The sequence below is a fragment of the Spiractinospora alimapuensis genome (assembly GCF_018437505.1).
Lineage (GTDB): Bacteria > Actinomycetota > Actinomycetes > Streptosporangiales > Streptosporangiaceae > Spiractinospora > Spiractinospora alimapuensis.
This window is the reverse complement of record NZ_CP072467.1, coordinates 2786820-2810869: the sequence shown is the minus strand read 5'-3', so window position 1 is coordinate 2810869 and position 24050 is coordinate 2786820. Positions and strand designations below refer to the sequence as shown.

Annotated in this window: 24 protein-coding genes and 4 tRNA genes; 11 read left to right on the top strand and 17 right to left on the bottom strand. The window is 69.2% G+C overall.

The window, feature by feature from the left end:
- The first annotated feature begins 211 nt into the window (after positions 1-211).
- Positions 212-284 (top strand) — tRNA-Lys (locus J4H86_RS12875).
- 57 nt (positions 285-341) lie between these two features.
- On the opposite strand, the gene J4H86_RS12870 is transcribed toward J4H86_RS12875, so the two are convergent.
- The 3 genes from J4H86_RS12870 to J4H86_RS12860 all read right to left on the bottom strand — a co-directional run bounded on the left by J4H86_RS12870 (position 342) and on the right by J4H86_RS12860 (position 2064).
- On the bottom strand, positions 342-1235 hold the full coding sequence (locus tag J4H86_RS12870; protein ID WP_236543732.1) for a hypothetical protein: 894 nt from the start codon (positions 1233-1235) through the stop codon (positions 342-344).
- A 62-nt stretch (positions 1236-1297) separates the two neighbouring features.
- A complete protein-coding gene (locus J4H86_RS12865; RefSeq protein ID WP_236543731.1) occupies positions 1298-1807 on the bottom strand; it encodes a phosphotransferase in 510 nt (169 codons plus the stop codon).
- 83 nt (positions 1808-1890) lie between these two features.
- A complete protein-coding gene (locus J4H86_RS12860; RefSeq protein WP_236543730.1) occupies positions 1891-2064 on the bottom strand; it encodes a hypothetical protein in 174 nt (57 codons plus the stop codon).
- Positions 2065-2221: 157 nt separating this feature from the next.
- Here J4H86_RS12860 and J4H86_RS12855 point away from each other — a divergent pair, with 157 nt between their 5' ends.
- Positions 2222-3202, top strand: a complete 981-nt coding sequence (locus J4H86_RS12855; RefSeq protein ID WP_236543729.1) for an ABC transporter substrate-binding protein — start codon at positions 2222-2224, stop codon at positions 3200-3202.
- Positions 3203-3237: 35 nt separating this feature from the next.
- On the opposite strand, the gene J4H86_RS12850 is transcribed toward J4H86_RS12855, so the two are convergent.
- From J4H86_RS12850 to J4H86_RS12835, 4 genes are read right to left on the bottom strand one after another with little or no spacing between them, the layout of a single operon-like run.
- Positions 3238-4227 (bottom strand): ABC transporter permease, encoded by a 990-nt coding sequence (locus J4H86_RS12850; RefSeq protein ID WP_236543728.1) that lies wholly within the window; start codon positions 4225-4227, stop codon positions 3238-3240.
- Positions 4224-5795: a sugar ABC transporter ATP-binding protein gene (locus tag J4H86_RS12845; RefSeq protein ID WP_236543727.1), complete on the bottom strand. Its 1572-nt coding sequence runs from the start codon at positions 5793-5795 to the stop codon at positions 4224-4226. Before J4H86_RS12845 ends, J4H86_RS12850 begins: the two co-directional genes overlap by 4 nt.
- Complete coding sequence (locus J4H86_RS12840) at positions 5792-6757, bottom strand: ABC transporter substrate-binding protein (protein ID WP_236543726.1); 966 nt, start codon at positions 6755-6757, stop codon at positions 5792-5794. The genes J4H86_RS12845 and J4H86_RS12840 overlap by 4 nt, the downstream gene beginning before the upstream one ends.
- A 34-nt stretch (positions 6758-6791) precedes the next feature.
- Positions 6792-7832 carry a class I mannose-6-phosphate isomerase gene (locus J4H86_RS12835; protein ID WP_236543725.1) on the bottom strand — a complete coding sequence of 347 codons (1041 nt, stop codon included), beginning with the start codon at positions 7830-7832 and terminating at the stop codon, positions 6792-6794.
- Positions 7833-8116: 284 nt separating this feature from the next.
- Between J4H86_RS12835 and J4H86_RS12830 the strand changes: the two genes are divergently transcribed.
- Complete coding sequence (locus tag J4H86_RS12830) at positions 8117-9151, top strand: LacI family DNA-binding transcriptional regulator (RefSeq protein WP_236543724.1); 1035 nt, start codon at positions 8117-8119, stop codon at positions 9149-9151.
- Positions 9152-9263: 112 nt separating this feature from the next.
- Here J4H86_RS12830 and J4H86_RS12825 read toward each other — a convergent pair whose 3' ends face one another.
- The 3 genes from J4H86_RS12825 to J4H86_RS12815 form a co-directional block, all read right to left on the bottom strand.
- Positions 9264-9557, bottom strand: coding sequence for a biotin/lipoyl-containing protein (locus J4H86_RS12825; protein ID WP_236543723.1), 294 nt, complete (start codon positions 9555-9557; stop codon positions 9264-9266).
- 223 nt (positions 9558-9780) lie between these two features.
- Positions 9781-10527: an IclR family transcriptional regulator gene (locus J4H86_RS12820; RefSeq protein WP_236543722.1), complete on the bottom strand. Its 747-nt coding sequence runs from the start codon at positions 10525-10527 to the stop codon at positions 9781-9783.
- 418 nt (positions 10528-10945) lie between these two features.
- The gene (locus J4H86_RS12815) at positions 10946-12634 is read right to left on the bottom strand and encodes a thiamine pyrophosphate-binding protein (protein ID WP_236543721.1); all 1689 of its coding nucleotides are present in this window, start codon (positions 12632-12634) and stop codon (positions 10946-10948) included.
- A 220-nt stretch (positions 12635-12854) separates the two neighbouring features.
- On the opposite strand from J4H86_RS12815, the gene J4H86_RS12810 reads away from it, so the two are divergent.
- Positions 12855-13898 carry a nitronate monooxygenase gene (locus J4H86_RS12810; RefSeq protein WP_269134566.1) on the top strand — a complete coding sequence of 348 codons (1044 nt, stop codon included), beginning with the start codon at positions 12855-12857 and terminating at the stop codon, positions 13896-13898.
- 98 nt (positions 13899-13996) lie between these two features.
- Here the strand turns inward: J4H86_RS12810 and J4H86_RS12805 are convergent, their stop codons facing one another.
- Both J4H86_RS12805 and J4H86_RS12800 read right to left on the bottom strand, forming a co-directional pair.
- On the bottom strand, positions 13997-14209 hold the full coding sequence (locus tag J4H86_RS12805) for a DUF397 domain-containing protein (protein ID WP_236543720.1): 213 nt from the start codon (positions 14207-14209) through the stop codon (positions 13997-13999).
- A 387-nt stretch (positions 14210-14596) separates the two neighbouring features.
- Positions 14597-15502, bottom strand: a complete 906-nt coding sequence (locus J4H86_RS12800; RefSeq protein ID WP_236543719.1) for a helix-turn-helix domain-containing protein — start codon at positions 15500-15502, stop codon at positions 14597-14599.
- Between the two features lie 247 nt (positions 15503-15749).
- Between J4H86_RS12800 and J4H86_RS12795 the strand changes: the two genes are divergently transcribed.
- Positions 15750-16226 carry an ATP-binding protein gene (locus J4H86_RS12795; RefSeq protein WP_236543718.1) on the top strand — a complete coding sequence of 159 codons (477 nt, stop codon included), beginning with the start codon at positions 15750-15752 and terminating at the stop codon, positions 16224-16226.
- A 282-nt stretch (positions 16227-16508) separates the two neighbouring features.
- Here the strand turns inward: J4H86_RS12795 and J4H86_RS12790 are convergent, their stop codons facing one another.
- Entirely contained in the window at positions 16509-17333 is an 825-nt protein-coding gene (locus tag J4H86_RS12790; RefSeq protein WP_394356489.1) for an SAM-dependent methyltransferase, read from the bottom strand.
- A 236-nt stretch (positions 17334-17569) separates the two neighbouring features.
- Between J4H86_RS12790 and J4H86_RS12785 the strand changes: the two genes are divergently transcribed.
- On the top strand, positions 17570-17809 hold the full coding sequence (locus J4H86_RS12785; protein ID WP_236543717.1) for a PspC domain-containing protein: 240 nt from the start codon (positions 17570-17572) through the stop codon (positions 17807-17809).
- Between the two features lie 35 nt (positions 17810-17844).
- On the opposite strand, the gene J4H86_RS12780 is transcribed toward J4H86_RS12785, so the two are convergent.
- Positions 17845-19179 carry an MFS transporter gene (locus J4H86_RS12780; RefSeq protein WP_236543716.1) on the bottom strand — a complete coding sequence of 445 codons (1335 nt, stop codon included), beginning with the start codon at positions 19177-19179 and terminating at the stop codon, positions 17845-17847.
- A gap of 168 nt (positions 19180-19347) precedes the next feature.
- Between J4H86_RS12780 and J4H86_RS12775 the strand changes: the two genes are divergently transcribed.
- The 5 genes from J4H86_RS12775 to J4H86_RS12755 all read left to right on the top strand — a co-directional run bounded on the left by J4H86_RS12775 (position 19348) and on the right by J4H86_RS12755 (position 21831).
- Entirely contained in the window at positions 19348-19707 is a 360-nt protein-coding gene (locus tag J4H86_RS12775; RefSeq protein ID WP_236543715.1) for a metallopeptidase family protein, read from the top strand.
- Between the two features lie 115 nt (positions 19708-19822).
- A complete protein-coding gene (locus J4H86_RS12770) occupies positions 19823-21388 on the top strand; it encodes a metallophosphoesterase family protein (protein ID WP_236543714.1) in 1566 nt (521 codons plus the stop codon).
- A 111-nt stretch (positions 21389-21499) separates the two neighbouring features.
- A tRNA-Glu gene (locus J4H86_RS12765) sits at positions 21500-21572 on the top strand.
- An 86-nt stretch (positions 21573-21658) separates the two neighbouring features.
- Positions 21659-21733 (top strand) — tRNA-Asp (locus J4H86_RS12760).
- Between the two features lie 24 nt (positions 21734-21757).
- Positions 21758-21831, top strand: a tRNA-Phe gene (locus J4H86_RS12755).
- A gap of 289 nt (positions 21832-22120) precedes the next feature.
- Here J4H86_RS12755 and J4H86_RS12750 read toward each other — a convergent pair.
- From J4H86_RS12750 to J4H86_RS12740, 3 genes are all read right to left on the bottom strand, one after another.
- Complete coding sequence (locus J4H86_RS12750) at positions 22121-22753, bottom strand: hypothetical protein (protein ID WP_236543713.1); 633 nt, start codon at positions 22751-22753, stop codon at positions 22121-22123.
- A 72-nt stretch (positions 22754-22825) separates the two neighbouring features.
- Entirely contained in the window at positions 22826-23569 is a 744-nt protein-coding gene (locus J4H86_RS12745; protein WP_394356488.1) for a Mut7-C RNAse domain-containing protein, read from the bottom strand.
- 111 nt (positions 23570-23680) lie between these two features.
- The gene (locus J4H86_RS12740) at positions 23681-24019 is read right to left on the bottom strand and encodes a hypothetical protein (RefSeq protein WP_236543712.1); all 339 of its coding nucleotides are present in this window, start codon (positions 24017-24019) and stop codon (positions 23681-23683) included.
- Between the last annotated feature and the right edge of the window lie 31 nt (positions 24020-24050).

Below are 24050 nucleotides of genomic sequence, written 5' to 3'. Positions count from 1 at the left end.
TCATCGGTCTGATCCACCGGTGAGCAGTGCCCACAACAGTGCCTCCCGTCACACGCACCGACCAGCCCATTGATCAACTGGACCCACGATCCCGACAAAACCCCAGCGCGGCCACATCGCGCCACGCGTGTCGTGCGAGGCGTACCCACCTGCTGATAACCGCTAGCCTTAGAGAAGCGCGTGTGGCACCGTGATCTCGCGACACACACGCGGGCCCTTAGCTCAACTGGCAGAGCAACGGACTTTTAATCCGTGGGTTCAGGGTTCGATCCCCTGGGGGCCCACCGAACTGCCACACACACGAACCCCGCTCTGGTGGGCGGGGTTCTCGTCGTTGTAGATCAGATGTGGCAGTCGACTGCGATCAGGTATGTATCGCCGCTGAGGGCATCGATGTAGGCATTGGCCTTGGTGGCGTAGGTCTCCCAGTCGGCTTGAGTGGCATCGGTGGTGGCGAACCATCCCATCCGGCCGGGGGCCATCCACTCCCCTTCTCGGGTGAGTAGGGCGAAGCCGAGTGGGCCGCGGTCATAAGCGCGGCGGGTATGGACACTGCGGCTCGTGTTGAACCGGTCTATCGGGCATGGGGACGAACGCACATCCTCGGGGAGAGGTTCCCGGACGAGCGGCTGGTCCCAGTAGTCGTTCCGTGCTTGGGTGATGGGGTAGGCGATGGGATTGGCCCGGAAGCGTTCGTGAAAGGCACTCCATCCTTTGGCCTGCGGGTGTTGGGAACGCACGGCCTCGAAGGCGTCCCACGCACGCCCGGCCCGGTCGGCGGCTTCCGACCGCATGCCCTCCAGGTCCAGGAAGCGTTTGGGCGCACCGTTCACGGCGCCGTCCTCATACGCGGTATGTTCCAGATCATCAGGCAAGTCCGGAGGGACAGTGGTGGCGAGCCGGAAGAAGCCGCCGTAGCGCCCTCCGATAGACCACAGGTCCCACTTCGCGTTGGGATTGACGGTGGACATGACGTAGAACTCGCCCTGGTCGTCTTGGTAGACCCTTTCCCCCCACATGTACTCCAGAACCTCTGCCGGGTTGTCATAGTCCACCCCCCGGCGAGTGCGCTCGGGATGTGCGGCGATCTCGGCGAGCTCGCGTTGGTACTCCCAACGCCAGTCAGTGAGGTATTGGGGACGGTCGGGCACCTCAATGTTTTCGTTGAAGGGCTCCATCAATTCCGGGACGTCGTCGGGGTCGTCGGCGGCGACGACCAGGACGAAGTGCGTCACTTGGTCTCCTCGGTGATTCACGGACCGGCTGCGGCGAAAGGGTTCTTGAGGAAGCAGACCGCTCAGTCTTCCGGATTCAGCATCACGGCCGCCGCGGTCATGTCGGTCTCGGTTTGGGTTGCGAGGGCGTAGAGGGGCGTAGCCGATGCGGGAGGCGTCCCAGAGGTGGCGGGCTTGTGTGGCCAGGCCGGGGTGGATGGGGCCGCCTGCCTCGGCGTAGCCGTCCAGGGTGGTCCGCGGAATCTCCTCGCCGGCGGCTCCGTACTGGGCGGACAGGTCTCGGGCGGGGCCGGATAGGCGATCAGTTCCGGTGTACGGATTCGCCAATCCGGCACCGCGACACCATCGGTGGTCAGAGCCGGGCCGACCAGGTCGAGGACACGTACCTCAGCGGCCATGCCCTCGCTGACGTCCGGGCGGCGCGGCACCCGCAGAACCCACCGGCGTCCGTCGGTGTCGACGGCCATCACGACCCGGTAGTCCAAGCCGGCCTCGTTCGGAGTCGCGCTCTCGACGGACAGGTGGAGGCCGTGGGTGGCGGCCAAGGCGAGGACGTCATCGATGGTGTTCACGAGGGGACGCTCTCACCCGCTCGGATCCACTCGATTCTCCAGGACTCGCGTCCCCGCCGGCAGAGTCGCGCGACCCAGCGGAGTTATGTGATGCGTGTGCCCGTGTCGCCGGTGTCCTGCGGGAGCCCCTTGACCTTCATGGTTTCGACGGCGCTCGCTGTGTCTACGGATTCGGCGGTGGCCGGTGTCGCGGTGGCGAAGGCCGCGGCGGTGATGGCGAGTGTGGTCAGGAGCGCGGCGGTGAGTCGGCGGAGCATGGTGCCTCCTCGGCTTCGGTGGTTTGATTAGCCACGTCCCTCCAGGGTCGCCGATCAGCGCGTGTGCGCCAAGGGGCTCTTGGCGCAGGCCGGGCCTCGGGTGGGGGAGGTGGACGGGCTAGCATTCCCCATGGTCGAAGGATCCGAGGGAGGCCCCATGCCAGAGCCGCGTCGGCGACGGGGGCGTGCCGTCCGGGCCGCGGTCGCGGCGGGGGGTGCTGCCGTGCTGGCCTCGGCGTGCGGCGGGGACGGTGATGTCGCGGCCGGGGAGGATGGCCTGGAGCAGGTCACGGTGGGCCTGATCCCGATCGTGGACGTCGCCCCGGTCTACCTCGGAATCGAGCAGGGGTTCTTCGAGGCCCGCGGCATCGACCTCCACACGGAACTCGCGCAGGGCGGTGCGGCGATCGTGCCCGCCGTCGTCAGTGGCCAGTACGAGTTCGGCTTCTCCAACACCACCTCCCTGCTGGTCGCCAACGCCGAGGGCATCCCGCTGCACATGGTGAGCGCGGGCAGCGCCACGACGGGTGACGTCGAGGAGGACTACAGCGTTGTCGTGGTGGCGGCGGACAGCCCGATCACCGACGCCGGGGGACTGGCGGGACGCACCGTCGCCGTCAACACCCTGAACAACATCGGGGACACGACGATCCGGCACATGGTGGAGCAGGCCGGCGGGGACGCCACGGATGTCGAGTTCGTCGAGATGCCGTTCCCCGACATGCCGGCGGCGGTGGACGAAGGACGGGTCGACGCAGCGTGGATGAACGAACCGTTCGTCACGTCGTCCCTCAACTCGGGCATGAGGGTCGTGGCGGCCAACTACGCCGGAACCCACGAGGAATTGACCGCGGCGACCTACTTCGCGACCCCGGACCAGATTGAATCCGATCCGGACCTGGTCGAACGGTTCACCGAGGCGATGAACGAGTCCTCGGCCTACGCCCAGGACAACCCCGACGAGGCACGCCGGGTCCTGACCACCTACACCGAGATCGACGACGCGGCCGCCCAGGAACTCATCCTGCCCAACTGGCCGGGGTCCATCAACGAGGAGTCGGTGCGACTCCTGGCGGACCTCGCCGAGCAGGACGGTCTGATCGACGAGCCGCCCAACCTCGACGAGATCATCCCCTGAGCGGGGACCGTCCTCGGGCCGGCCGTGCGGACCTCCTAGCGTTGCCAGTTCTTCAGGCTGTCGATCGCGACGGCGACCACGATGACGGCGCCCTTGATGATCAGTTGGTAGAAGAACGGGACGTTCAGCAGGAGCAGGCCGTTGCTGAGCACACCCATGATCATGGCTCCGATGAGGGTGCGCTGCACCGTGCCGATGCCTCCCATGAGGCTGGTTCCGCCGAGCACGACGGCCGCGATGGCGTCCAGTTCGTACGTCTCACCCGCGGTCGGTTGCCCCGACATCACGCGCGCGGAGAAGATCACCCCGGCCAGTCCCGCGCACGCGCCCGCGATCACGTACACCTTCACCAGGGTCCACTTGACCTTGATCCCGGCCAGGCGCGCCGCTTCCGGGTTGCCGCCGATCGCGTAGACCTCGGTCCCGAACCGGGTGAACCGCAGGAGGAACCAGAGGACGAGGAACACCGCGAGCATGATGACCACGGGAACCGGGATGATCGCGATGAACCCGTCACCGAGCAGCCGGTACCCGAGGTCGTCTGCGATGAGCGGCCGGCCGTCGGTCAGGAGGTACGCGGTTCCCCGTAGGTAGGTCAGCCCTCCGAGGGTCACGATGAACGCCGGCAGCGCGAGGTAGGCCACCAGTGCACCGCTGAGCAGCCCGAAGAGCGCTCCCACCGTCACGCCGCCGAGCACACACACCAGGGCCGGCATTCCGGTGGTCCACATCAGCACCGCGACGATGCCGCTGACCGCGAGGTTGGACCCGACGGAGAGGTCGATCCCCCGGGTCAGGATCACCAACGTCATCCCGGCCGCGAGGATGGCGTTGATGGACGCGGCCCGCGCGACGTTGAAGGCGTTGTCCAGGGAGAGGAAGTTGGGCGCGAAGACCGCCATCATGACGGTCAGAAGCACCAGCGCGCCCAGGATGCCGTACCTGTCCCACAGTGCCGCGAATCGGGGACGTCCCGGGCGCGGCATGCCAGGCGCGGCGGGGGGTTGGGCACTCGTCTCGGTCATGAGGGTTCCTCGTCGTTCGCGGCCTGCCAGGACGTCACGTCGGAGGCGGCTCCGGGGGCGCCCGCCCGCGCCACCCCGGTGGCGTGCAGCATCACGGCCTCCTCCGTCGCCTCCTGGTGCGGGAGTTCCGTGACGATCCGCCCGCCCCGCATGACCAGGACGCGGTCGCTGATCCCGATCACCTCCGGGAGGTCGGAGGACACGACCAGGATCGCCACCCCGTCCGCCGCCAGTTCGTCGATGATGCGGTAGATCTCCTGTTTCGCGCCGACGTCCACGCCGCGCGTGGGTTCGTCCAGCAGCAGGACACGGGGGCGGATCTCCAACCACCGCGCCAGCACCACCTTCTGCTGGTTCCCTCCGGAGAGTTCCCGGACCCGCTGGCGCGGGGAGGAGCACCGGACCCGCAGGGCGTGGACGTGTTCGTCGACGGTCCGAGTGATCCGACGACCGCTGAGGAGTCCGAACCGGCTGAGGTGGCCAAGCTCGGTCACCGCGATGTTCTCCCGGATCGCCAACTGGAGGAACAGCGCCTGCTCCTTGCGGCTCTCCGGGACGAGCCCGATCTGGTGTCGCACGGCGTCTCGCGGCGTCCTGATCGTGACGGGACGGCCCTCCAGGACGACTTCACCGGTTCGCGCCCGGTCGGCACCGAACAGGAGCCGCGCGGTCTCGCTGCGGCCGGCGCCGATCAGTCCGGCGAGTCCGACGACCTCTCCGGCGCGCAGGGTGAGGTCAACGGGTCCCACACCCGCTCCGTCGCCCAGTCCGCGGGCCTCGACGACCTCATATCCGGGGGGTTGGCGTTCCCGCGTGTAGAGGTCATCGATCTGGCGCCCCACCATCCGCGTAACGACGTCCTCCGCGGACAGTGCCGATCGGGGCGCCGTGTCCACCCACCGGCCGTCGCGGAACACGGTCACGGTGTCCGCCAGCCGGTACACCTCCTCCATGCGGTGGCTGATGTAGATCAGGCCCATCCCGGCGTTGCGCATCTCCAGGACGAGGTCCAACAGACGTGTGGCCTCCGCCTCGGACAGGGCGGCGGTCGGCTCGTCCAGGACGAGTATCCGCGCGTCGCGGGCGACGGAGCGAGCGATCTCCACGACCTGCTGCATTCCGACGCTCAGTTCACCGACGAGGGTGTCCGGGGCGAGATCGGCCCCCACCCGGGCGAGTTTCTCCACGGCGTCGGCGCGGATACGGCGTCGGTCCAACAGGCCCCAGGACGTACGCGGCTCCTCGCCCAGGGCCAGGTTCTGGGCGACCGTGAGGTTCGGCGCCAGGTTCAGCTCCTGGTGGATCACCGCGATCCCCAGGTCGGCGGCGCGTTGTGGACTGTCGATGGTGACCGGCCGGCCGTCCACCGCGATCTCTCCGGCGTCGGGCGCGTGGATGCCGGCCAGCATCTTGATCAGGGTCGACTTTCCGGCCCCGTTCTCGCCCATGAGGGCGTGGACCTCGCCGGCGTGCAGTTCGAATTGGACTTCCGAGAGCGCCTGCACGCCGGGGAACCCCTTGCTGACCCCGGTCATCGACAGGAGTGGGGGAGACGCGTCCTGCGTCATTCCCACCCCTCGTAGTCGTCCAGGTCGTCGGCGGTGATCAGCTCGGTGTCCACCAGGGTCGTCTCGTCGTCGAGGGACTCGCCCGCGTGGAGCGCCACCGCCATCTCCAAGCCCTGGGCGCCCTGCATTCGCGGATTCTGGGCCGCGGTGGCCACGAACGGGGAGTCGCCCTTCCCGAGTTCCTCCTCGGCCTCGGGAGAGCCGTCGACCCCGACGATCAGCAGGTCGTCGATCCCCCGCTGCTCCGCGGCGAGCGTCGCCCCCAGCGCGGTCGGGTCGTTGACCGCGAAGATGCCGTCCACGTCGGGGGTCGCCGTGAGCATGTCGGTGGCGATATCCAGTGCCTCGCTGCGGTTGTTGTCGCCGTTCTGGTGTCCGACCACCTCGATGTCCGGGTAGTCCTCCAGGACGTTCTCGCAGCCCTCGACCCGTTCCTGGATGGAGCTGATCGGGCGCCCGTCGACGATGAGGATCTCGCCCTCGCCGTCCAGTTCCTCGAAGAGATGGGTGCAGACCTGCTCACCGGCCTGCACGTTGTCCGACATGATCGTGGCGTGTGACCCCTCGGCGGCGACGTCGACGGCCACCACGGTGATTCCGGCGTCCACCGCGCGCTCGACGGCCGGGGTGATCCCCTCGGTGTCGACCGGGTTGAGCAGTAGGACGTCGATGTCTTGCTGGATGAACGAGTCGATCTGCTCGTTCTGCGCGTTGAGGTCCTGACGACCGTCCTCGGTGACGACGCTGGCCCCGATCTCCTCCGCCGCCGACTCCACGCCCTCCTGCATCGCGGCGAAGAAGGGGTTGCTGAGGTCCTGCACCATCAGCGCGACGGATTCGACGTCACCACCGTCGCCCCCGTCGTCGCCGGACACACCGAGGGGTTCCTCGCTGCACGCGGTGAGCGCTAACGCTCCTACGGCGAGAGTGAAAACGATCATCGTCGTACGGGGACAGCTCATGTGTGGTCCTTTCGGTGGTCGGTGCCGTCGCCGATCAGGGAGCGTGCGGCGGACGGAAGAGGAGCGCGCGCACGTCGCCGCGCAGTGCGTGCGGCCCGGAGTAGTGGGGGAGCACGAAGGCGTCCCCACGGGCGACAGTCCGCCGCGTCGGAGGACCCGAGGGTGTCGTTGGGGTCGAGCGCAGGTGTCCGCGTCCTTCCAGCACCAGCAGCACCGCGAAGTCCGCCGGAATCGCCGCTCCTGTGGGGTCCTCCCTGGGAGGGGTGAGGAGGTCGGCGCGGAAGAACGGTGCGGCGCCCAGTGGCAGCAGGGGGAGCGGTGTGTTCGACGCCTCGGCCAAGAGAGCGCCTCGTACGAACAGGTCCTCGATCTCGTCCGTGGTGAGCGCGGTGCGGGTCACCGCCTCCAAGGCCAGCGGGAAGCCCAGCCCCAGGTGGCCTTCCACCTCCCCGTCGAGTGGGAGTCCCGCCCAGTTCAACATGATGGAAAAGTCCGTGGGCTCCTGGACCTCGGCGACGAACGCCCCCTGCCCCAGGGCGTGCGGAAGGCCGGAGGGGATGAGCACGGCGTCCCCGGTGTGGAGCGGCACCTCGTGCATCCGGGACAGAAGCCCCTCCGTGTCCTGGCGGGACACCAGATCGGTGAGTTCGTCCGCGGTGACGGGCTCCTTGAACCCGAGGTGCGTCGTGGTCCCGGGTGCGGCGTCCAGGACGACCCACGCCTCGGTCTTGCCGTGGCAGCAGGAGAGGTGTCGGTGGGCGAAACTCCGGTCGGGGTGCAGGTGGATGGGCAGCCGTTCCCCCGCGTCGAGCAGTTTGACCAAGAGGTTGGGAGAGTCACCCCAGTTCCCAACGTGCTCCGCGCCGAGCCAGGCGCGCGGATTCTCCCCGACGGCGTCACGCAGCAGGCCGCCGTCGGGCAGGCGGGACAACCCGTCCGTCGCACGACCGAACCGGGTGGTCACCGAGCCGAGCCACTCCTCGGGGGACCGTGTCGGCCGTGCCGGGCCACCGCGCAGCGCGGCGATGGAGCGTCCACCTCGATAGACGTGCTCCATGACCGAGACCGGGAGCATGACCGGCTCCATAGGCACCACTCCGCAGTGAGACAACGTTGCCTCAGGGCAGAGTGATGTGTATTGCGTCACCATGTCAAGAGTCCCACCGTTCTTCCGGGAGTGACTGGTCCATCGCATCCGGCGGGGCGATCATCCGAGCGCAGGTGAGCGGGCTGCGGCGAGGCAACGTTGTCCGCGATGTTCTAGGGTGGCGACTGTCGGCGGGTGGGGGACGAAGTCCGTCCGTGCGGAGGCGATGACCGTGTGTGGACCGTGGTCGACTGATCGGGAGGACGAGCGGCATGAACGACGGCGACCCCTCGGCCGCGCGCACGCGCCGGCCCACCATGGTCGACGTCGCGGCTGCCGCCCGAGTCAGCGTGAAGACCGTCTCCCGGGTCGCCAACGGTGTCCCCACGGTCGACCCGGAACTCGCGTCGCGCGTTGTGGACGCGATGCGCACGCTGGGGTTCCAGCGCAACAGTGTCGCGGCGTCCCTGCGTAGTGGTCAGAGCACGGCGACCATCGGCCTGATCATCATCGATCTGGCCAACACCTTCTACTCCACCATCGCCGCCGCGGTGGCCGAGGTGGCCAGAGAGCACGGGAGACAGCTCTTCACGGCGAGCTCGGGCTGGGACGACCAGCAGGAGCGTGATCTCGCGCTGGACCTGTGCCGGCGTCGCGTGGACGGTCTCATCGTCGTGCCGTCGGGGGCGGACCTGGCCTATCTCGCCCCGGAGATCGAGCGCGGCACGCCGGTCGTGTTCGTGGACCGGCCACCCGTGGGACTGGACGGGGACACGATCCTCATCGACAACCGTGGTGGCGCCAGGAACGCGGTTCGAATGCTGGTCACCGAAGGGCATCGTTCCATCGGTGTCATCACCGACGCCCTGAACGCGCCCACCATGCGGGAGCGTCGGGCCGGGGCGAGGGACGAGCTCATGGCCCACGCGATCCTCTCGGGCAGTCACCTGGTGGAGATCGCGTCCGACGATCCGGCGACCGCCCGCCGCGCGACGGCGACGATGCTCGACCTCCCCGAGCCTCCGACCGCGATCTTCTGCGGGAACAACCGTGTCCTGTCGGGGGCGGTCGCGGAGGTCGTGGCCAGGGGTGAGAACGTTCGGCTCGCCGGTTTCGACGACGTCGAGTTCGCCGAACTCTTGCCCTACCCCGTGACGGTGGTCGGCTACGACACCCCGTCCCTGGGGCGTTTCGCGGCCCAGGCGTTGTTCCGCCGGATCCAGGACCCCGCGACCACCCTGAGTACGACCACGATCGCGACCTACCTCGCCGACCGGGGGATCACGCACACCGCTCGGTCAGCGTGAACCGCGTGGCGCACGCCTCGCGTCATCGGCGCTGATCAGGTCGACTTCGGGTGCGGTGGGGAGGTCACGGCGGTGTCCCCACGGTACGAGGTTCCCGTCGTTCGCGCCGTCCTCAGTCGATGAACGCGATGGGGGTTCCCTGAACCACGGCGTTGCCCTGGTCGACGAGGAGGTGGACGACGCCCTTCTTGGGGGCGGTGACGTCGACGCTCTGCGTGCCGATGGCTCCCTGGGCGAGGCGTTCGCCCTCGGTCACCTGGGCGCCGTCGGGGACGAACCAGGTCGCGAGGACCCCGTCGCGTTCGGATTCCGCGCCGCCGGTGATGACGGGGAAGAAGACAGCTCGACTGAGGGAGGGGCTCGCTCCTCCTCCCCGGCGGGGGCTGGGCGTGCGCACGCGTCGCATTCGCGCATTATCGAGCCGCGCTAGTTGACGGGTGCGTTCCTGCCGTAACAGGGGCTTCTCGGGACCGTCGTCGGTGATGGGTTCGAACCAGCTATAGTGCACAGATGCCTCCGGGGGGACGCCTGGACACGACTATCCCGTCCGGACCCGCCGCGGAACAACGGTTGCGATTTCACATACTGATTCGTGGGTGGGCGGCCGTAGCGGTGCTCATTTGTGCTCGTTACACCGTGAGAGTGAGCGCGGCGGACTTGGCCGCGCTGGCCAGGCGGGTACGCATGCTCATCACCGAGTCGAACCGGTACTCGGGCACGGACACCGCCAGGGTGCCGACCAGGCTCGGAGTGCAGAGCGGTGCCGCGATGCAGGCCGTGTTCAGCGAGTACTCGCCCTCGTCCACGGCGACCTCACCGGCGTTGGGCAGGGTGTGCATCAGTCGCCACTTGTCGGTGATCGTGCGGGGAGTCAGCCCCACCAGGGGGTGCCTACTCAGGTAGTCCCGCTGGGTCTCGGAGTCAACGCTGGACAGGAGGCTCTTTCCGATCGCGGTGGCGTGCGCGGCGTCCCGGAAGTCGGCCCAGAGATCCACCCGAGGCGTCTTGGGGCCGTCCGCGACGTCCATCAGCACGATCTCCCCGTCGTCGAACGACGCGAGGTAAACCGCCGCCGAGAGCTCGTCCCGGAGTCGATGCAGTGTCGGAGACAGTTGTGCGACGGTCGTCTGCGGAGTGGAGCGGGTCTGTAGCGCGTTGACGCGCTCCCCGAGCACGTACCCCTCGCTGAGTTTGTGCAGGTATCCCTCATGCACCAGCGTGCGCAACAGGTGGTAGGTCGTGGGCATGGCGAGGCCCGTCTGGCGGGCCAACTGTTTCGCGGTGACCGGACTGTTGCTGGAACCCACCGTGTCCAACAACCGAAGGGCACGCTGGACCGACCCGATGAGCGTTGGGTTGCGAGGAGAGTCACTCACAGTACACCTCGTCGCCGTGCCGGAAAGGGCGGGTTCCCCAAGGGTAGCGTTGGCACCACATTTCAGGTCCGTTTTCCACGGATCACCGCCGTGCCCGAAGGAACGGCTCCGGTGGCGCCGTCCATCACCCCTGCGGTCGGCGGCGCGGCTCCCCGGAGCCGCGCGCGATCAGGCCCTCTCGGCCGCCGAATCAGGCAGCAACGGTCACGGAATGCGCCCGCCCGAAATATCGCCGATTGCGCGGAGAGCAACGGGGAGTGCCCGCCTGTCCGTTGTCGACCCGCACCCCGACGCTCCGGTGCCTCTCCTCGCTCACCGTGCGTTCCGAGGAGGATGGAGGTTCCGTCGGGTCATCCGACTCGGGACGGCCGGCGGGGGAAATAGAGTGCGAGCCGGCCCGGTGCCGGTACGAAGGTCCTCAGTGTTCGCCGCGGAAGGCCTCCTCCAGCCAGTCCGCGACCAGGTCCGGCGTGACCTTGGCGTCCACCACGAACACCCCCCGCGGTCCCTGGGCCACCCAGTCCCGCAGCGGACGCAGATCGTCGAGCGTACGCACCACGATCCCTTCCGCGCCGAACCCCCGCGCGATGGCGGCGATGTCCCGGTCCGGGAAGCGCACCGTGTCGGTCGGGTGCCCCTCGGGCCCGAAGTGGTGAACCTCGGCCGCGTAGGCGGCGTCGTCGTACACCACGACGCACAGGGTGATGTCGAGGCGGACGGCGGTCTCCAGCTCGGCGATCGACATCAGGAACCCGCCGTCCCCCACCCCGGCGAGGACCAGACGGTCGGGCGCGGCCCGCGCGGCGCCGATCGCCGTGGGCAGACCCAGGCCGATGGACTGGAAGCCCTGGGTGAAGCACCACGACCTCGCGTCGGCCACCCGGAAGTACCGGGCCGGCCAGCCCATGAAGTGTCCGGAGTCCACCACGACCGTGCGGTCCGCGGGCAGGAGCTCGTCGACGCGCATGCTCAGCGTCCGGGGGTCGATGTGCTGTTCCGTCGAGGTGTCGGTGAAGGGCTCGTGGTGGTTGTCCGCCTTCCGCACGCGTTCGGCCGCCTCCGCGGTCCGCAGCTCGGACGTCGCCACGTGGCCCCGGGCGTCGAGCTCACCGCGGAGCGCGGCGGCCGTCCGGGACACGTCGCCGACGACGGGGAGGTCCACGTCCCGCTGGCTGCCGAGCCGGCCAGGTTCGACGTCGATCTGGGCCACGGTCGTCGCGGGGCCGATCAACCGACCGTGCCGGGTGGTCCACTGGGTGAGGCTCGCGCCGAAGCCGAGGATGAGGTCACTCTCCCGGATGAGACGCGCCGCCTCGTTGGAGGAGAAACCGCCCGAGATTCCGACCGACCATCGATCGTCCGCGAAGAGCCCGTGGCCGCAGGCCGTGGTGGCCAGCAGGGCCCCGGTCCGGTCGGCCAGCTCGCGCAGTGCCTTCCCTGCGCCGGAGAGGACGGCGCCGCGCCCCGCCAAGACGAGCGGGCGTCGGGACCCTTCGACGGCGTCCGCGAGGGCACCTACCGCCTCGGGGGTGGGGATGGGTGGGTTGGCCACCGCGCGCGCCACGGGTAGCGGAGTGTTCTCCGGGAGGGGGGCGTCCTGCACGTCGAGTGGCATGTTGAGGACGACGGTCCGACGGTCCCACATCGCTCGCTCGACCGCGCGGGCGGTGTCGGCCAGCGCGGTGTGGGGAGAGTGGAGACGCTCCGCGACCGCCTCGACGGAACGGGCGAGGTCCTCCTGATCGATCCGGAAGTTGGAGCGGAGCGCGCCGTTGGCCGTCGTTCCCGCCAGCACCAGCAGAGGAGTGCGGCTGCGGGCGGCCTCGGCGATTCCGGTGGTGGCGTTGGTCAGTCCCGGGCCTGGGTGCAGGCTCACCAGCGTGAGTTCACCGGTCAGCCGCGCGTAGGCGTCCGCCATCGTGACGGCGTGGTTCTCGTGCCGCGCGGCGACGAACTCCACACCGGCCGCGCGCAGGGCGACGGTGACGTGGAAGTTGCCCGACCCCACGACGCCGAAGCACCGACGGGCGCCAAGCCGGGCGATGGTCTCACCCACCGCGTAGGCCACGGTCGATCGGACGCCTGGGCTGTCAGAGCCTGCGGTCACAGGGCCTCCCTCGGTTGTGTCTGGCGGGGCGCTGCCCGGGCCGTCGCCGACGGCCGCTTCGCCGAGTGTCTCCTACACGCTGTGTCGGGCGACACAGTGGATCCCTACCTGAGGGGTCGTCGAAGCCCGCCGGGCACCATCGCGCGTACGGGACCCGTGTACGTGGCCGCCACCGCCGTCGCCGTAGGCTGGGTCCGCTGCCGGTGGGAGGGACGAGAACGTGGCGCGTCTGTCTGGTCCGTCGGGACCTCGCGATCTGTCCGGACTGTTGCGGGAACGGCCGCTGCTGCTCGCACCGATGGCGGGTGGCGTGGGGACCCCGGAATTCGTCGTCGCCGTGGATACCGCCGGCGGTCTCGGATCCTTGGCCGGGGGATATCTTCCGACGGCTCGGCTCGAGGAACAGATCGCGACGGTGCGCGCCGCCGGCGTGGTCGACTTCGGCGTGAACCTCTTCGTCCCAGGCCCACCGGGGGACGAGGACGCGGTGCGTCGCTACCGCCGTGAACTGGGTCCCGGAGCGGGTGAACCCGTGCACGACGACGACGGGTGGCGGGAGAAGATCGACCTCACCATTCGGCTCGCCGTCCCCCTGGTGAGCTTCACTTTCGGGTGCCCCGACGCGGAGACCCTGCGCCGCTTCCACGCGGCGGGCGTCCTCACCATGGTGAGCGTGACCCGTACGGAAGAGGCCCGACAGGCGGTCGATCGTGGGGCCGGTGGGGTCTGCGCGCAGGGTCTGGAGGCCGGTGGGCACCGGGCGACGTTCGACCCTGAGGCGGACCCGGGGTACCCCGTGCGGGACCTGGTGTCGGCACTCGTCGACGCCGTGGACGTTCCCGTCGTGGCCGCCGGCGGTGTGACGGAGGGCCGGGACGCCGCGACCTTGACGGCCAGGGGTGCGGCCGGAGTCCAGGTCGGTACCGCGTTCCTCCGTTGTCCTGAAAGCGGAGCTCACCCAGCGCACAAGAGTGCGCTCGGTGATCCGGGGTTCACCACGACGGCGCTGACGCGCGCCTTCACCGGCCGTCTCGCGCGGGGGCTGGAGAACCGTTTCATGGGTGAGCACCCGGCGGCACCCGCCGCCTACCCTGAGGTCCACCACATGACGCGACCCCTGCGCGCGGAGGCCGCCGCGGTGGGGGACACCGGCGGGATGGCCCTGTGGGCAGGCGAGGGATTCACCGGCGCCGCCGCGGTTCCCGCCGAACAGGTCGTGTCCCGTCTCCGGTCCCAGGCCGCGGAGCGGGGGGTTCGGCTCTAGTCTCCGCGTCGCGGGCCGGCTTCGCCACGCGCCCGTCAACGGTCGCGTCGCCGGTCGTTCCCGGGGACCCTCGATGGGACGCGGTCGCGAGTCCCGTTCTAGCCGTCGCTCGCCGTGGTGAGCGTCTCGGTCTTGAGGGAGTGCAGGAAGACGACGAGCTCAGCGTGGGGGTAGGCCAGCTCCGGGCCACCGGGGGACTGGGAGTCACGCAGCGCTGTTTTCCGTGGACCGACCGTGGCCACTTCCACGCAGTTGCCGTTGGGATTGCTGTGGCTGCTCTTGCGCCAGGTGTCGCCATGGATCGGTCGCATGCCGAAGGCTCCTTTGACATCGGCGAGGGGCGGGGAAATGCACGTGCATTTGTAATTGTAGATGCACGATAAGTCCGTCCGATGCACAGAAGCTCTCAACCACAGGGGTTTGCGCGTTTCGAGGGTCCCCGCGGGGTGGCTCGGGCGCGGGAGTCGGACGGCCGCAGGGGCGGCATGTCGTACACGTTGTCGGATGGGTGGTACGTCCAGAAAACGGCAAGATTTTCCGGTTTGCCGTTGGTCGTCGACCGCTCACCGCCGACCGGGCGGGAGGGACGCCATGAGCTCGCCGCGCGGCGGCCCGTGCGCGTACGCGCGTCCCGCGAGCCCCGCGAGCCCCGCGAGCCCCGCGGGACGGAGAGACGGAGAGGGTTCCGGCGCGTCGGCCTAGGGAAGGGAGTCCCGGATCCGTGCCAACAGGGCGGGGGTTTCGGCGGGTACCGGGGCCTGGATCGTCACGTGGTCCATGATCTCGGTGTAGCCGTGCGTCTCCTCGTACTTGTCGAGGTAGAGGGCGCTGGCCAACTGTTCCAGGTAGACGATGTCAGGGAGCTGGTCCGACGCGAAACGCAGGATGGTGAACGGACCGCCCGCCGCTGGGTGCCCGCCCATCGAGAACGGCGCGAGCTGGATCGTGACCCTGGGGTGGTCGGCGAGCTGGATCAGGTGGTCAAGCTGCTCGCGTAACACGTCGTCACCCCCGTAGGGCCGCCGCAATCCGGCCTCGTCGATCACGGCCCACAGGCGGGAGCCGCCCTCGAGGAGACGTTCCTTGCGCCGCATCCGCATGTCCACCCGGCTGTCGATCTCGGCGGTCGTCGTCGCGGTGCGCGAGAGTCCGATGACGGCGCGCGCGTAGGCCTCGGTCTGTAGCAGCCCCGGCACGAACTGCACCTCGAAGGCGCGGATGACGGAGGCCGCCTCCTCCAGGCCCATGTAGACGTTGAACCAGCTCGGTAGGACGTCGCTGTGCTTGTGCCACCAGCCGTGGGCGTTGGCCTGGCGCACCAGGTCGATCATCGCCGCCCGTTCCTTCGGGTCGGTGAGACCGTACAGCGTCAGCAGGTCCTCGACGTCACGGATCTTGAAGCCGACCTGGCCCCGTTCCAACCGCGTGATCTTGGCGTGTGAGGCGCGGATCGCGAACCCCGCGTCCTCCCGCGAGATGCCCCGCGCGAGGCGCATCCGGCGGAGCTGCGAGCCCAGGAGGATGCGCATGACGGTCGGCCCGCCACGGGAGTGCGCGACGAGCTCGGTGACGGCCAGGTTGTCGACAGGGTGCTCTGTGGCCATGGGGTCCTGCCCTTCCAACGGATCATGGACTCTACCCGGGCGGTCCCTGAGGGTCCATCACGCGTGATCTCGGGCGCTGCCGACCCGAAGGGTAAATTCCTGGTCCGCACCATTCCAATACCGGGCCCCCGTCGGTTACCATAGCTGTGATTTCAATTGCACGTGCATCCGTTCTTGCATTTGAGTGTGCAGGGGTGGGTGTGCAAGAGGTCGGGAGCAGACCTCTGTGGGGAACGCGATGGACGTGATGAACTCGCCAGACCTAGAGGCCGAGGGCGGTACCGGGAAGCCGGCGCTCTCAGCCAGCGACAGCCACGCTGCGGCGGACACCGCCGTGTGCGGCCTTGCCGGTCAGGAGACCGCGGCCGGACACGCGCGGGACTTCAGCGTGTCGGTCCTGGCTCGCTGGGGACTCGCACAGTTGTGCGAGGACGTCCGGCTGGTCGTCTCGGAGCTGGTCACCAACGCCTGGCGGCATGCCTCCGACAAGGGACACGCCGACGAACAAATCGAACTGCGCCTGTTCCGCGGACGTTCTGCCGTAGTGTGTCAGGTCTCCGACTCCAGCTCACGGGAGCCGGCCCTGGCCCGCGTGGACGAGACCGCGGAGTCGGGACGCGGGCTTCACCTGGTGGAACGCTTCAGCCAGGAATGGGGCTGGGAGCACAGGGATGGTCGCGGCAAGGTCGTCTGGGCCGCGTTCTCCATTCCTCGTACAACATAAATAGAGCCACCTGCCGGGCGAGCGCAGGCGCCAGTGCGCTCGGCCGGCAGGTCTTCCAGCCGCCGTGCGGAACCTTTTCCCACTCCCGCCGCACGGTGGCACCCGCGGGCGTGGCCGCCCAACACCCCTCCCTGGGCGGCCGCGCCCGCTGACCTTTCCTCCGATAGTCCGGGTCGCGGAGGTGTCGTTCGCCGCGTGCCGGCCAGGCGACGGTGGACGGCCCTGAGTGTGGGGCACCGGGGTACGGTGGCGATGCTCCACCGGCGCGATCGGAGTCGGGCGTCAGACCTTCCGACCGATCCCGCCGTAGAGGTCGACGTCCTTCACGCCCCCGATGTCGGTGTGACCCGGCCGCCAGCGCAGCGCGGGAACCACACCCGGGGGCTGGACCTCCAGTCCGTCGAAGAAGCTGGTGATTCCCTCTATCGTGCGCAGCCGCACCGGGGGAGAGGCGGACTCGTTCCACCGACTGGCGGCTCGGACGATCGCGTCGCTGGTGTCGGTGCAGTCGCACAGGGCGAGATAGCTCCCCACCGGCAGGGCGTCCACGTAGCGTCGCACCACCCCGTACGCCTCGTCGTCCTCGAGGTGCGTGGTGATCCCCAGCAGGGACACGGCGATGGGCTTCGAGAAGTCCAGGGTCGCGGCCGCCTCTGTGAGGATCCGGTCGGTGTCCCGGACGTCGGCGTCCACGTACTCCGTCGCCCCCTGAGGGGCGCTCGTGAGTAGCGCCCGGGCGTGGGTCAACACCAACGGATCGTTGTCGACGTAGACGATCCGCGACTCCGGGGCGATGGCCTGCGCGACCTCGTGCGTGTTGTTGGCCGTGGGAAGCCCGGTGCCGAGGTCGAGGAACTGCCGCACTCCCGCGTCCCGCACGAGGAAGGTGACGGCGCGCTCCAGGAAGACCCGGTCGGCCCGCATCACCGCCACGATCTCGGGAAACGACTCAAGGATCTGGTCGCCCATCGCCCGGTCCGCCGGGTACCAGTCCTTTCCGCCGAGCCAGTAGTTCATGACCCGCGCCGAGTGCGGGACGGACGTGTCGAACGCAGGGGGACGCTGGGGGGAACCGTGGGGATCGGGCACAGTGTCAACTCCTGACATCGGACGATGGACAGCGCACCCCAAGCCTAGGTTCGCACCACCCTCGGCGAAAGCTCGTGCGACCGCCGTCCGGATATGCGCTGGCCGACCGTGGCTCGCGGGTCGCCCCTGAGCCCCCGACACGGGGGCGCGAGACCGCGGCCAGGGAGCCCTCTACCCCAGGTGAGGGTCGACTCAGGGACAGGCCAGGGGCGTGCCCGATGCACGTCGCGGCCTATTTGGGGCACGGTAGAGGTATGAGCGACAAGAAGCTACGACGCAGCGTCAACAACCGTCTCCTGACCGGTGTCTGTGGAGGCATCGGCGAGTACTTCAACGTGGACGCCAACATCATCCGTCTCGCGTTCGCCGTCTTCACCCTCTTCGGTGGGAGCGGCATCCTTCTCTACATCATCGCCTGGCTGGTCATCCCGGAGAGCGGGGCGCCGAGCTCCGTGCTGGAGAACATCATCGGCTCCTTCACCAAGAAGAACTGAGTCGCCGTGCGGGAATCCGGGGGAAGCACGGGAGACTACGTTCTCTGCTCTGACTCCTGGAGAGGTTCGATCGTGCTGGGCGCGACCTTGCGCCACGTAGGGATGAGCGCCAACGCGCAGATCGCGCCCCCGGCACCCGCGACGGCGATCGTCGAGTGGGCGCCGATGCTCCCCGCGAGGACGCTGCCCGCCAGGATCCCCAAGCCCTGGGAGGACTGAAGCCCCGCGGAGGCCACGCCGAACGTGCGACCCCGGCCACTCGCGGGCGCGCACAGCACGAACGTGGCGTTGGCGACGAACTGGTAGGCCCCGAACACGCCGGAGACGAGGAGCAGCAGGGCGACCAGCTCCAGCGGCAGGTCGAACGCGATTCCGACGAGGGGGAGGGACGCGAAGGCCGCCAGCACCGCCAGGAGGCGCGCTCGGGGGGCGGGAGGCACCAGTCGCGTCCAGACGATGCTGCCGATCAGCGCACCCGCCGGTACGGCGGCCATGAGCAGACTCATCCCGCTCGCGCCAGCGTCCATCTCGTCGGCCAGCGGGGCGGCGAGCCCGGAGGGAATCACGTAGAACCCGGCGAGCCACGACAACAGCGCGAGGGTGCGCAGCCGCGGATCGCTGAAGACCAGAACCGCGCCCTCGGCGGTGATCGCCCACAGTCCCTGGTGGCGCGGGCCCGACGGTCGCGGTGCCCGCCGCGACCGGACCCCGACCAGGACGATGAACGCCGCCGCCACGAACCCCAGGCCGTTGTACAGCATCGCCGGACCCGGGCCGATGGCCGACACCACGACCCCACCGAGCAACAGGCCGAACATGACGCTCACCTGTGAGGTCATGTGCGCCAGCGACGACCCGGTGACATAGCGGTTCCCGGGGAGGATCTCGGCGAGCAGGGCGGCGCGGGCGGCGTTGTGCGGGACACCCGGAAGAGTCGCGAGCGCCACCAGGAGCCAGATGCCCCAAATTGGCATGCCTGGAAGTCCAATCGCCGCGATGAGTGCGGCGCGAACCAGATCGCTGATCACCATGACCCTGCGCCGAGGACAGAGGTCGGCGATGATGGACAGCAGCGGTCCCGCGAAGATGGGGGGCAGCAAGGTGAGCGCCACCGTGAACCCCGCGGCGGCCGGCATGCCCGTCCGCTGGTAGACGAGCATCGCCACCGAGAGGAGCAGCAGGTTCGACGAAATCGTGGACACCGCGTGGCCAAGCCACACGGCGCGGAACTCCCCGACGGCGAGCACCTTTCGGTAGGTCGCCCCGTTCGCGCTCTCGGCCGCGGCCCGCTGTCGGGGTATTCGCGGAGGCGGGAGTGGCTTCGCGGCGTCGGGCGGGTGGTCGTGGTCGTCGGCACGCGCTTTGCCCACCGGACTCTCCCAACGAGCCCCCTCGGTCGGTGTCGCCGCCGGGGGGCCACAGACTTCCGGGCGTATGCATCACTATTGGTTGGCTTGTCGTGACTCAATGTCCCCGATTGGTGGTCAAGACGCAACCTGATCGACCAATCTCGACGGCGAACGTGCGGCCCAAGCACAATGGGCGATGTGCTCGAAATGACGCGGAGAGAGTTCGAAGACCTGGTCAGCGAAGCCCTCGACCGGATTCCGGTCGAACTCGCGAACCTCATGGACAATGTCGCGGTCTTCGTGGAGGAGGAACCCCCACCCGAGGAGCCCGGACTGCTGGGCCTCTACGACGGGACCCCGCTCACTGAACGCGGTGACTCCTACGGTGGCGTGCTTCCCGACCACATCATGATCTTCATGAACCCCACGCTCCGGCTGTGCGAGAACTACGAGGACGTGGTGCATGAGGTCGCGGTCACAGTGATCCATGAGATAGCCCACCATTTCGGGATCGAGGACGATCGGTTGGCTGAGCTGGGTTGGGCCTGATGAGGGAGTAGGACCAACGCGCTCCCCGAGCAGCGCCGCTGATCATGGTCGGGGGGCCACCGCGGAAGGGGCGGAGTGATCGGTGTGTGAGTGACGTACCGGGGGTTCCGAACCGATGCGGGAAACACTGAGATACCTGTGGAATCGCCTGCGCGCGGCCGGACGCGGACTCGCGGCCGGCCCAGGCGCGAGACTGCGTGACCGCCTGCGGACCTTCGCCCGCGCCCGCGTCACCCGTGTCGTCCTGGTGCTGCTGGTCGGCGTCGGTGGGGCCGGAGTGGGCGTCGCCGCCGGCGGATCGGTCACCACGGCGATCGGGCCCGCCGACGTCCAGCTCTCCCTCCGCCCCGCGCTGCAGGGCGAGACCGTGGTGGACGTCTCCCCGTTGGGGCGGCTCAGCTTCGACACCCACACGGGACCGCTCCGGATCGACGCCCGTATCGTCGAGATCCGCCTGGACGCCGCCGAGGAGATCATCGACGATCCCGACGCGATCAACCGGATGGCGGAGTCGGTGGCCTCCGAGGTGCGCGACGGCGTGATCCGGATGGGAGCGCACGCGCTGCTCTTCGGGGTCCTCGGCGCCGCGCTGGCGGGCGGCGTCCTGTTCCGGGACGTCCGCCGCACCGCCGGGGCCACCGCGGGCGCCCTGGTGACGCTGGGGGCGGTCGGTGTCACCGCCGTCGGCACGTTCAACGCCAACGCCATCGCCGAACCCCGATACACGGGCCTCCTCGCCGGCGCGCCCCAGGTGGTGGGCAACGCCTACGACGTCGTCGACCGGTTCGAGGAGTACCAGGAGCAGCTCGCCGGCCTCGTGGGCAACGTCTCCACGCTGTACCAGGTGACGTCGACGCTCCCGGTGTACGAGGAGGACGACGAGTCCACGGTGCGGGTGCTGCACGTCTCCGACATCCATCTCAACCCGGCGGCGTGGACGATCATCAGCTCCCTGCGCGACCAGTTCCAGGCCGACTTCATCGTCGACTCCGGTGACCTGACCGACCGCGGGAACCCGGCCGAGGACGTGTTCGCCGACGAGATCTCCGACCTCGACGTCCCCTACGTGTGGGTCCGGGGCAACCACGACTCGACCTCCACCCAGGAGGCGGTGGAGGCGCAGGACAACGCCGTGGTGCTCGACGGTGAGGCCACCGAGATCGAGGGCCTGCGGGTCTACGGCGCGGGGGACCCCCGGTTCACGCCGGACAAGTCCGCCGACCCCGGAACCGAGGACGACCTGACCGAGATCGGCGAGTTGCAGGCCCAGTCCCAGGCCGACGCCGACCCGCCGCTGGACTTCGTGGTGATGCACGACCCCGTGCAGGCGGAACCCTTCAGCGGCCAGGTCCCGCTCGTGCTCGCCGGGCACGGGCACCGGCGCTGGGAGGAGACCAAGCCCTCGGGAACCCAGTTCCTCGTCCAGGGGTCCACCGGCGGTGCTGGGCTGCGCGGCCTGGAGACGGGCGTCGACTCGCCCACGCCGTACCAGGCGTCGGTGCTGTACTTCGATCGCGAGACGGGACGGCTGCAGGCGCGTGACGACATCGATCTGGGTGGTCTGGGTCTCACCTCGGCCCAGATCGAGCGACACGTGGAGAGTGACCCTGACCGGGACCTGGAGCCCGAGGACGAGGCCGCCTCGGAGGACTCGTCCCCCGAGGCCAGCCCGCGGGAGTAGCGCGCGGAGGGGCGGCGGGGGATATCGCTTTGGCAGGCACCAGGATTCTCCCCTATGCTTTGAGAGATCCCGACGGCACGGCGGAGCGGGACGGACGGGAAACCGTCACTTGGCCCCATCGTCTAGCGGCCTAGGACGCCGCCCTTTCAAGGCGGTAGCGCGGGTTCGAATCCCGTTGGGGCTACGGTTGGTCTAAAGCACTGCGAAAGCATGGCAGAATAGACACCAACGGGCCGCCCGGAAGGGCGGAACCCGAAAAACTGAAAACATGGTCCTGTGGAGCAGTTTGGAGTGCTCGCCACCCTGTCAAGGTGGAGGCCGCGGGTTCAAATCCCGTCAGGACCGCTTGCGCACCTCGTTGGGTGCCAGGGCCAGGTAGCTCAGTTGGTACGAGCGTCCGCCTGAAAAGCGGAAGGTCGGCGGTTCGACCCCGCCCCTGGCCACCCGGAAGATCCAAAGCAGACCCCGTCACCTGGGCGACAGGTAGCGGGGTTTTGTCGTTCTCGATGAATTCTTTGTGCGTGACTTCCGGCGGAACGCGGCCTCGAACATCCGCTTGACGCGTCTCTGCTGCCCAGTGCGGCACGCGACGGGGATCCGCTCCGGCGCGGCCACGCGGCGGGAGATCCGTCCGGGGTGGGCCTTTGGCCAAGTACGGGTGGTGCCGGGGGCGTCGGGCCGGGGTCGCTCGCGTGCCACGCTCACGCGCGTCGATCGGTTGTGTGATCACGGTCACACGTTCGGTTCTCGCGTGGATCGTGGGTCCGCGTCCGGAGGGCGGGGGGCGGATCGGGACCGCCAGCGGGTCACGACGGTGCCCAGTCCACACCCGGCCGCCATCGCGCCGAACAGCAGCATCGGCCACAGGTCGAGCAGGTGGCCGACGGCGGCGAGGAGGGCGCCTCCCACGATGGCGCCGGGATGGCCCCATCGATCCACCGCGTTCGCCGGTGCGTGGCCGGAGACGAATCCGACCGAGTAGAACACGGCGCCGCTGACCGCCAAGAGGAGTACGCCGACGTCGCGGTAGAGCGGGCCGCCGCCGGAGAGGCCAAGTACCAGCCCGCCGAAACCGGCGACGAACACGACCCCGAACGGGGCCACCTTCGCTCCGCCCATGATGTACAGGCCGCACACGGCGCCGATGAGCAGAGCGAGGCTGATCATGCCGAGTGTCACGGATATGGAGACGGCCAGCGCGCACTCATAGGGGTAGACCTCCAAGGCGCCGGCCACGCCGGCGGCCATCCCGAGTACGGGTCCGAGGGCGACGAGCACGGTGCAGAACGTGGTGATCGGTTTCTGGGCCGCGGCCACGCGTTCGCGACGAATCGCGCGCCCGGCCCGGCCTGGGGAGTGGCTCACAAGGCCCCAGAGTAGGCGCTGATGGGGGGAAACCCCAGCTCGCCGGACCCCGTGGGGGACGGTCGGACCGGTTCAGCCTCCGTGCACGGATCCCGCCTCCGCGACGATCGTCTCCGCCTCGGCGACGATCCGGGCCAGGCGGTCGTGGTGCGCGCCGGGCCAGTACACCTGCCCGCAGGTGCCGCAGCGGGCGAACGCGTCGTAGGAGATCTTGGTCCCCTCGTCGAGGAGCTGCTGGATGTCCTCCTTGGACACCGCCGACAGTTCTCCGTTGCAGTTGGTGCAGCGGGTCCAGGGTGCGAGCGGTGGCGCGAAGCGGCGCAGGACGTCGTCGAGTTGGTCGTCGGGGTCGCTGCCCCGGACGAACGCGCCGGACAGCAGGTTTCCGCGGTGCAGCAGGCCGCGGTCCTGGGTGAGGAGCACCCGCTCCTCCGCGTTGGCCTGCAGCACCAGCGACGGGTCGTCCCGGTCGTTGTCGTAGGCGGTGTCGATCCCGAGCAACCGCAGACGTCGGGCCAGGGTGCCCAGGTGTACGTCCAGCAGGAACCGGAGGGGAGTGAACGGAGGGGTCTCCGGGCGTCGCACCGCGTGGACCTCGATGAGGTCACCCCGGGTGGGGCGGTCCCCCGGTGTCCGGGGCGACCCGTTGACGGTGAGGGCGCCCACCTCCGTGAGCGGGACGCCGGCCGAGCGCACCACGTGCCCCAGGGACGCGGTTCCGTCCCAGGTGACCGTCAGGATGGGGGTGCGTCGGCGGGGTGGCAGCAGGAAGCGCAGCTCCTCCGCGATGGCGAGCCGCAGCTCTGACATGGTCATGCCTGCACCCTTTCCGGCTTCCGCTCTCCAACGGGCGGGGATGACGGTAACACTGTGGGCCGACATCGCGTTGGCACCCTGGCCGGGCCGGACCAGTGGGGCCGTGACGGGTCAGCGGAGTCGCTGGAACTCTTCGGCCACGAGGTCACGTACCGCGGACCACTCCTGGGCGGGGAAACGGGGAATCCATCCCGGAGTCAGCGACGCCAGGAGGAACAGCACGATGGAGACCACCAGCAGCGCGAGTAGCAGCCCCGCGCCCGCCCGCCCCGCCTGGCCGTGTCTGGCCAACACCAGACCGACGAGCGGCAGGGCGCCACCCACGATCGCGACGGGAATCACAGCACTCCCGGTGAGGAAACCGGTGGGGTCTGCGTCCAGGGCGGCACGCAGCGCCGAGAACAGGAGAAACGGCCCGCCCACCATGCACAACGCCGCGGTCAGGGCCATGGTTCTTCGTAGGCGCCCGTCCCAGGATGTC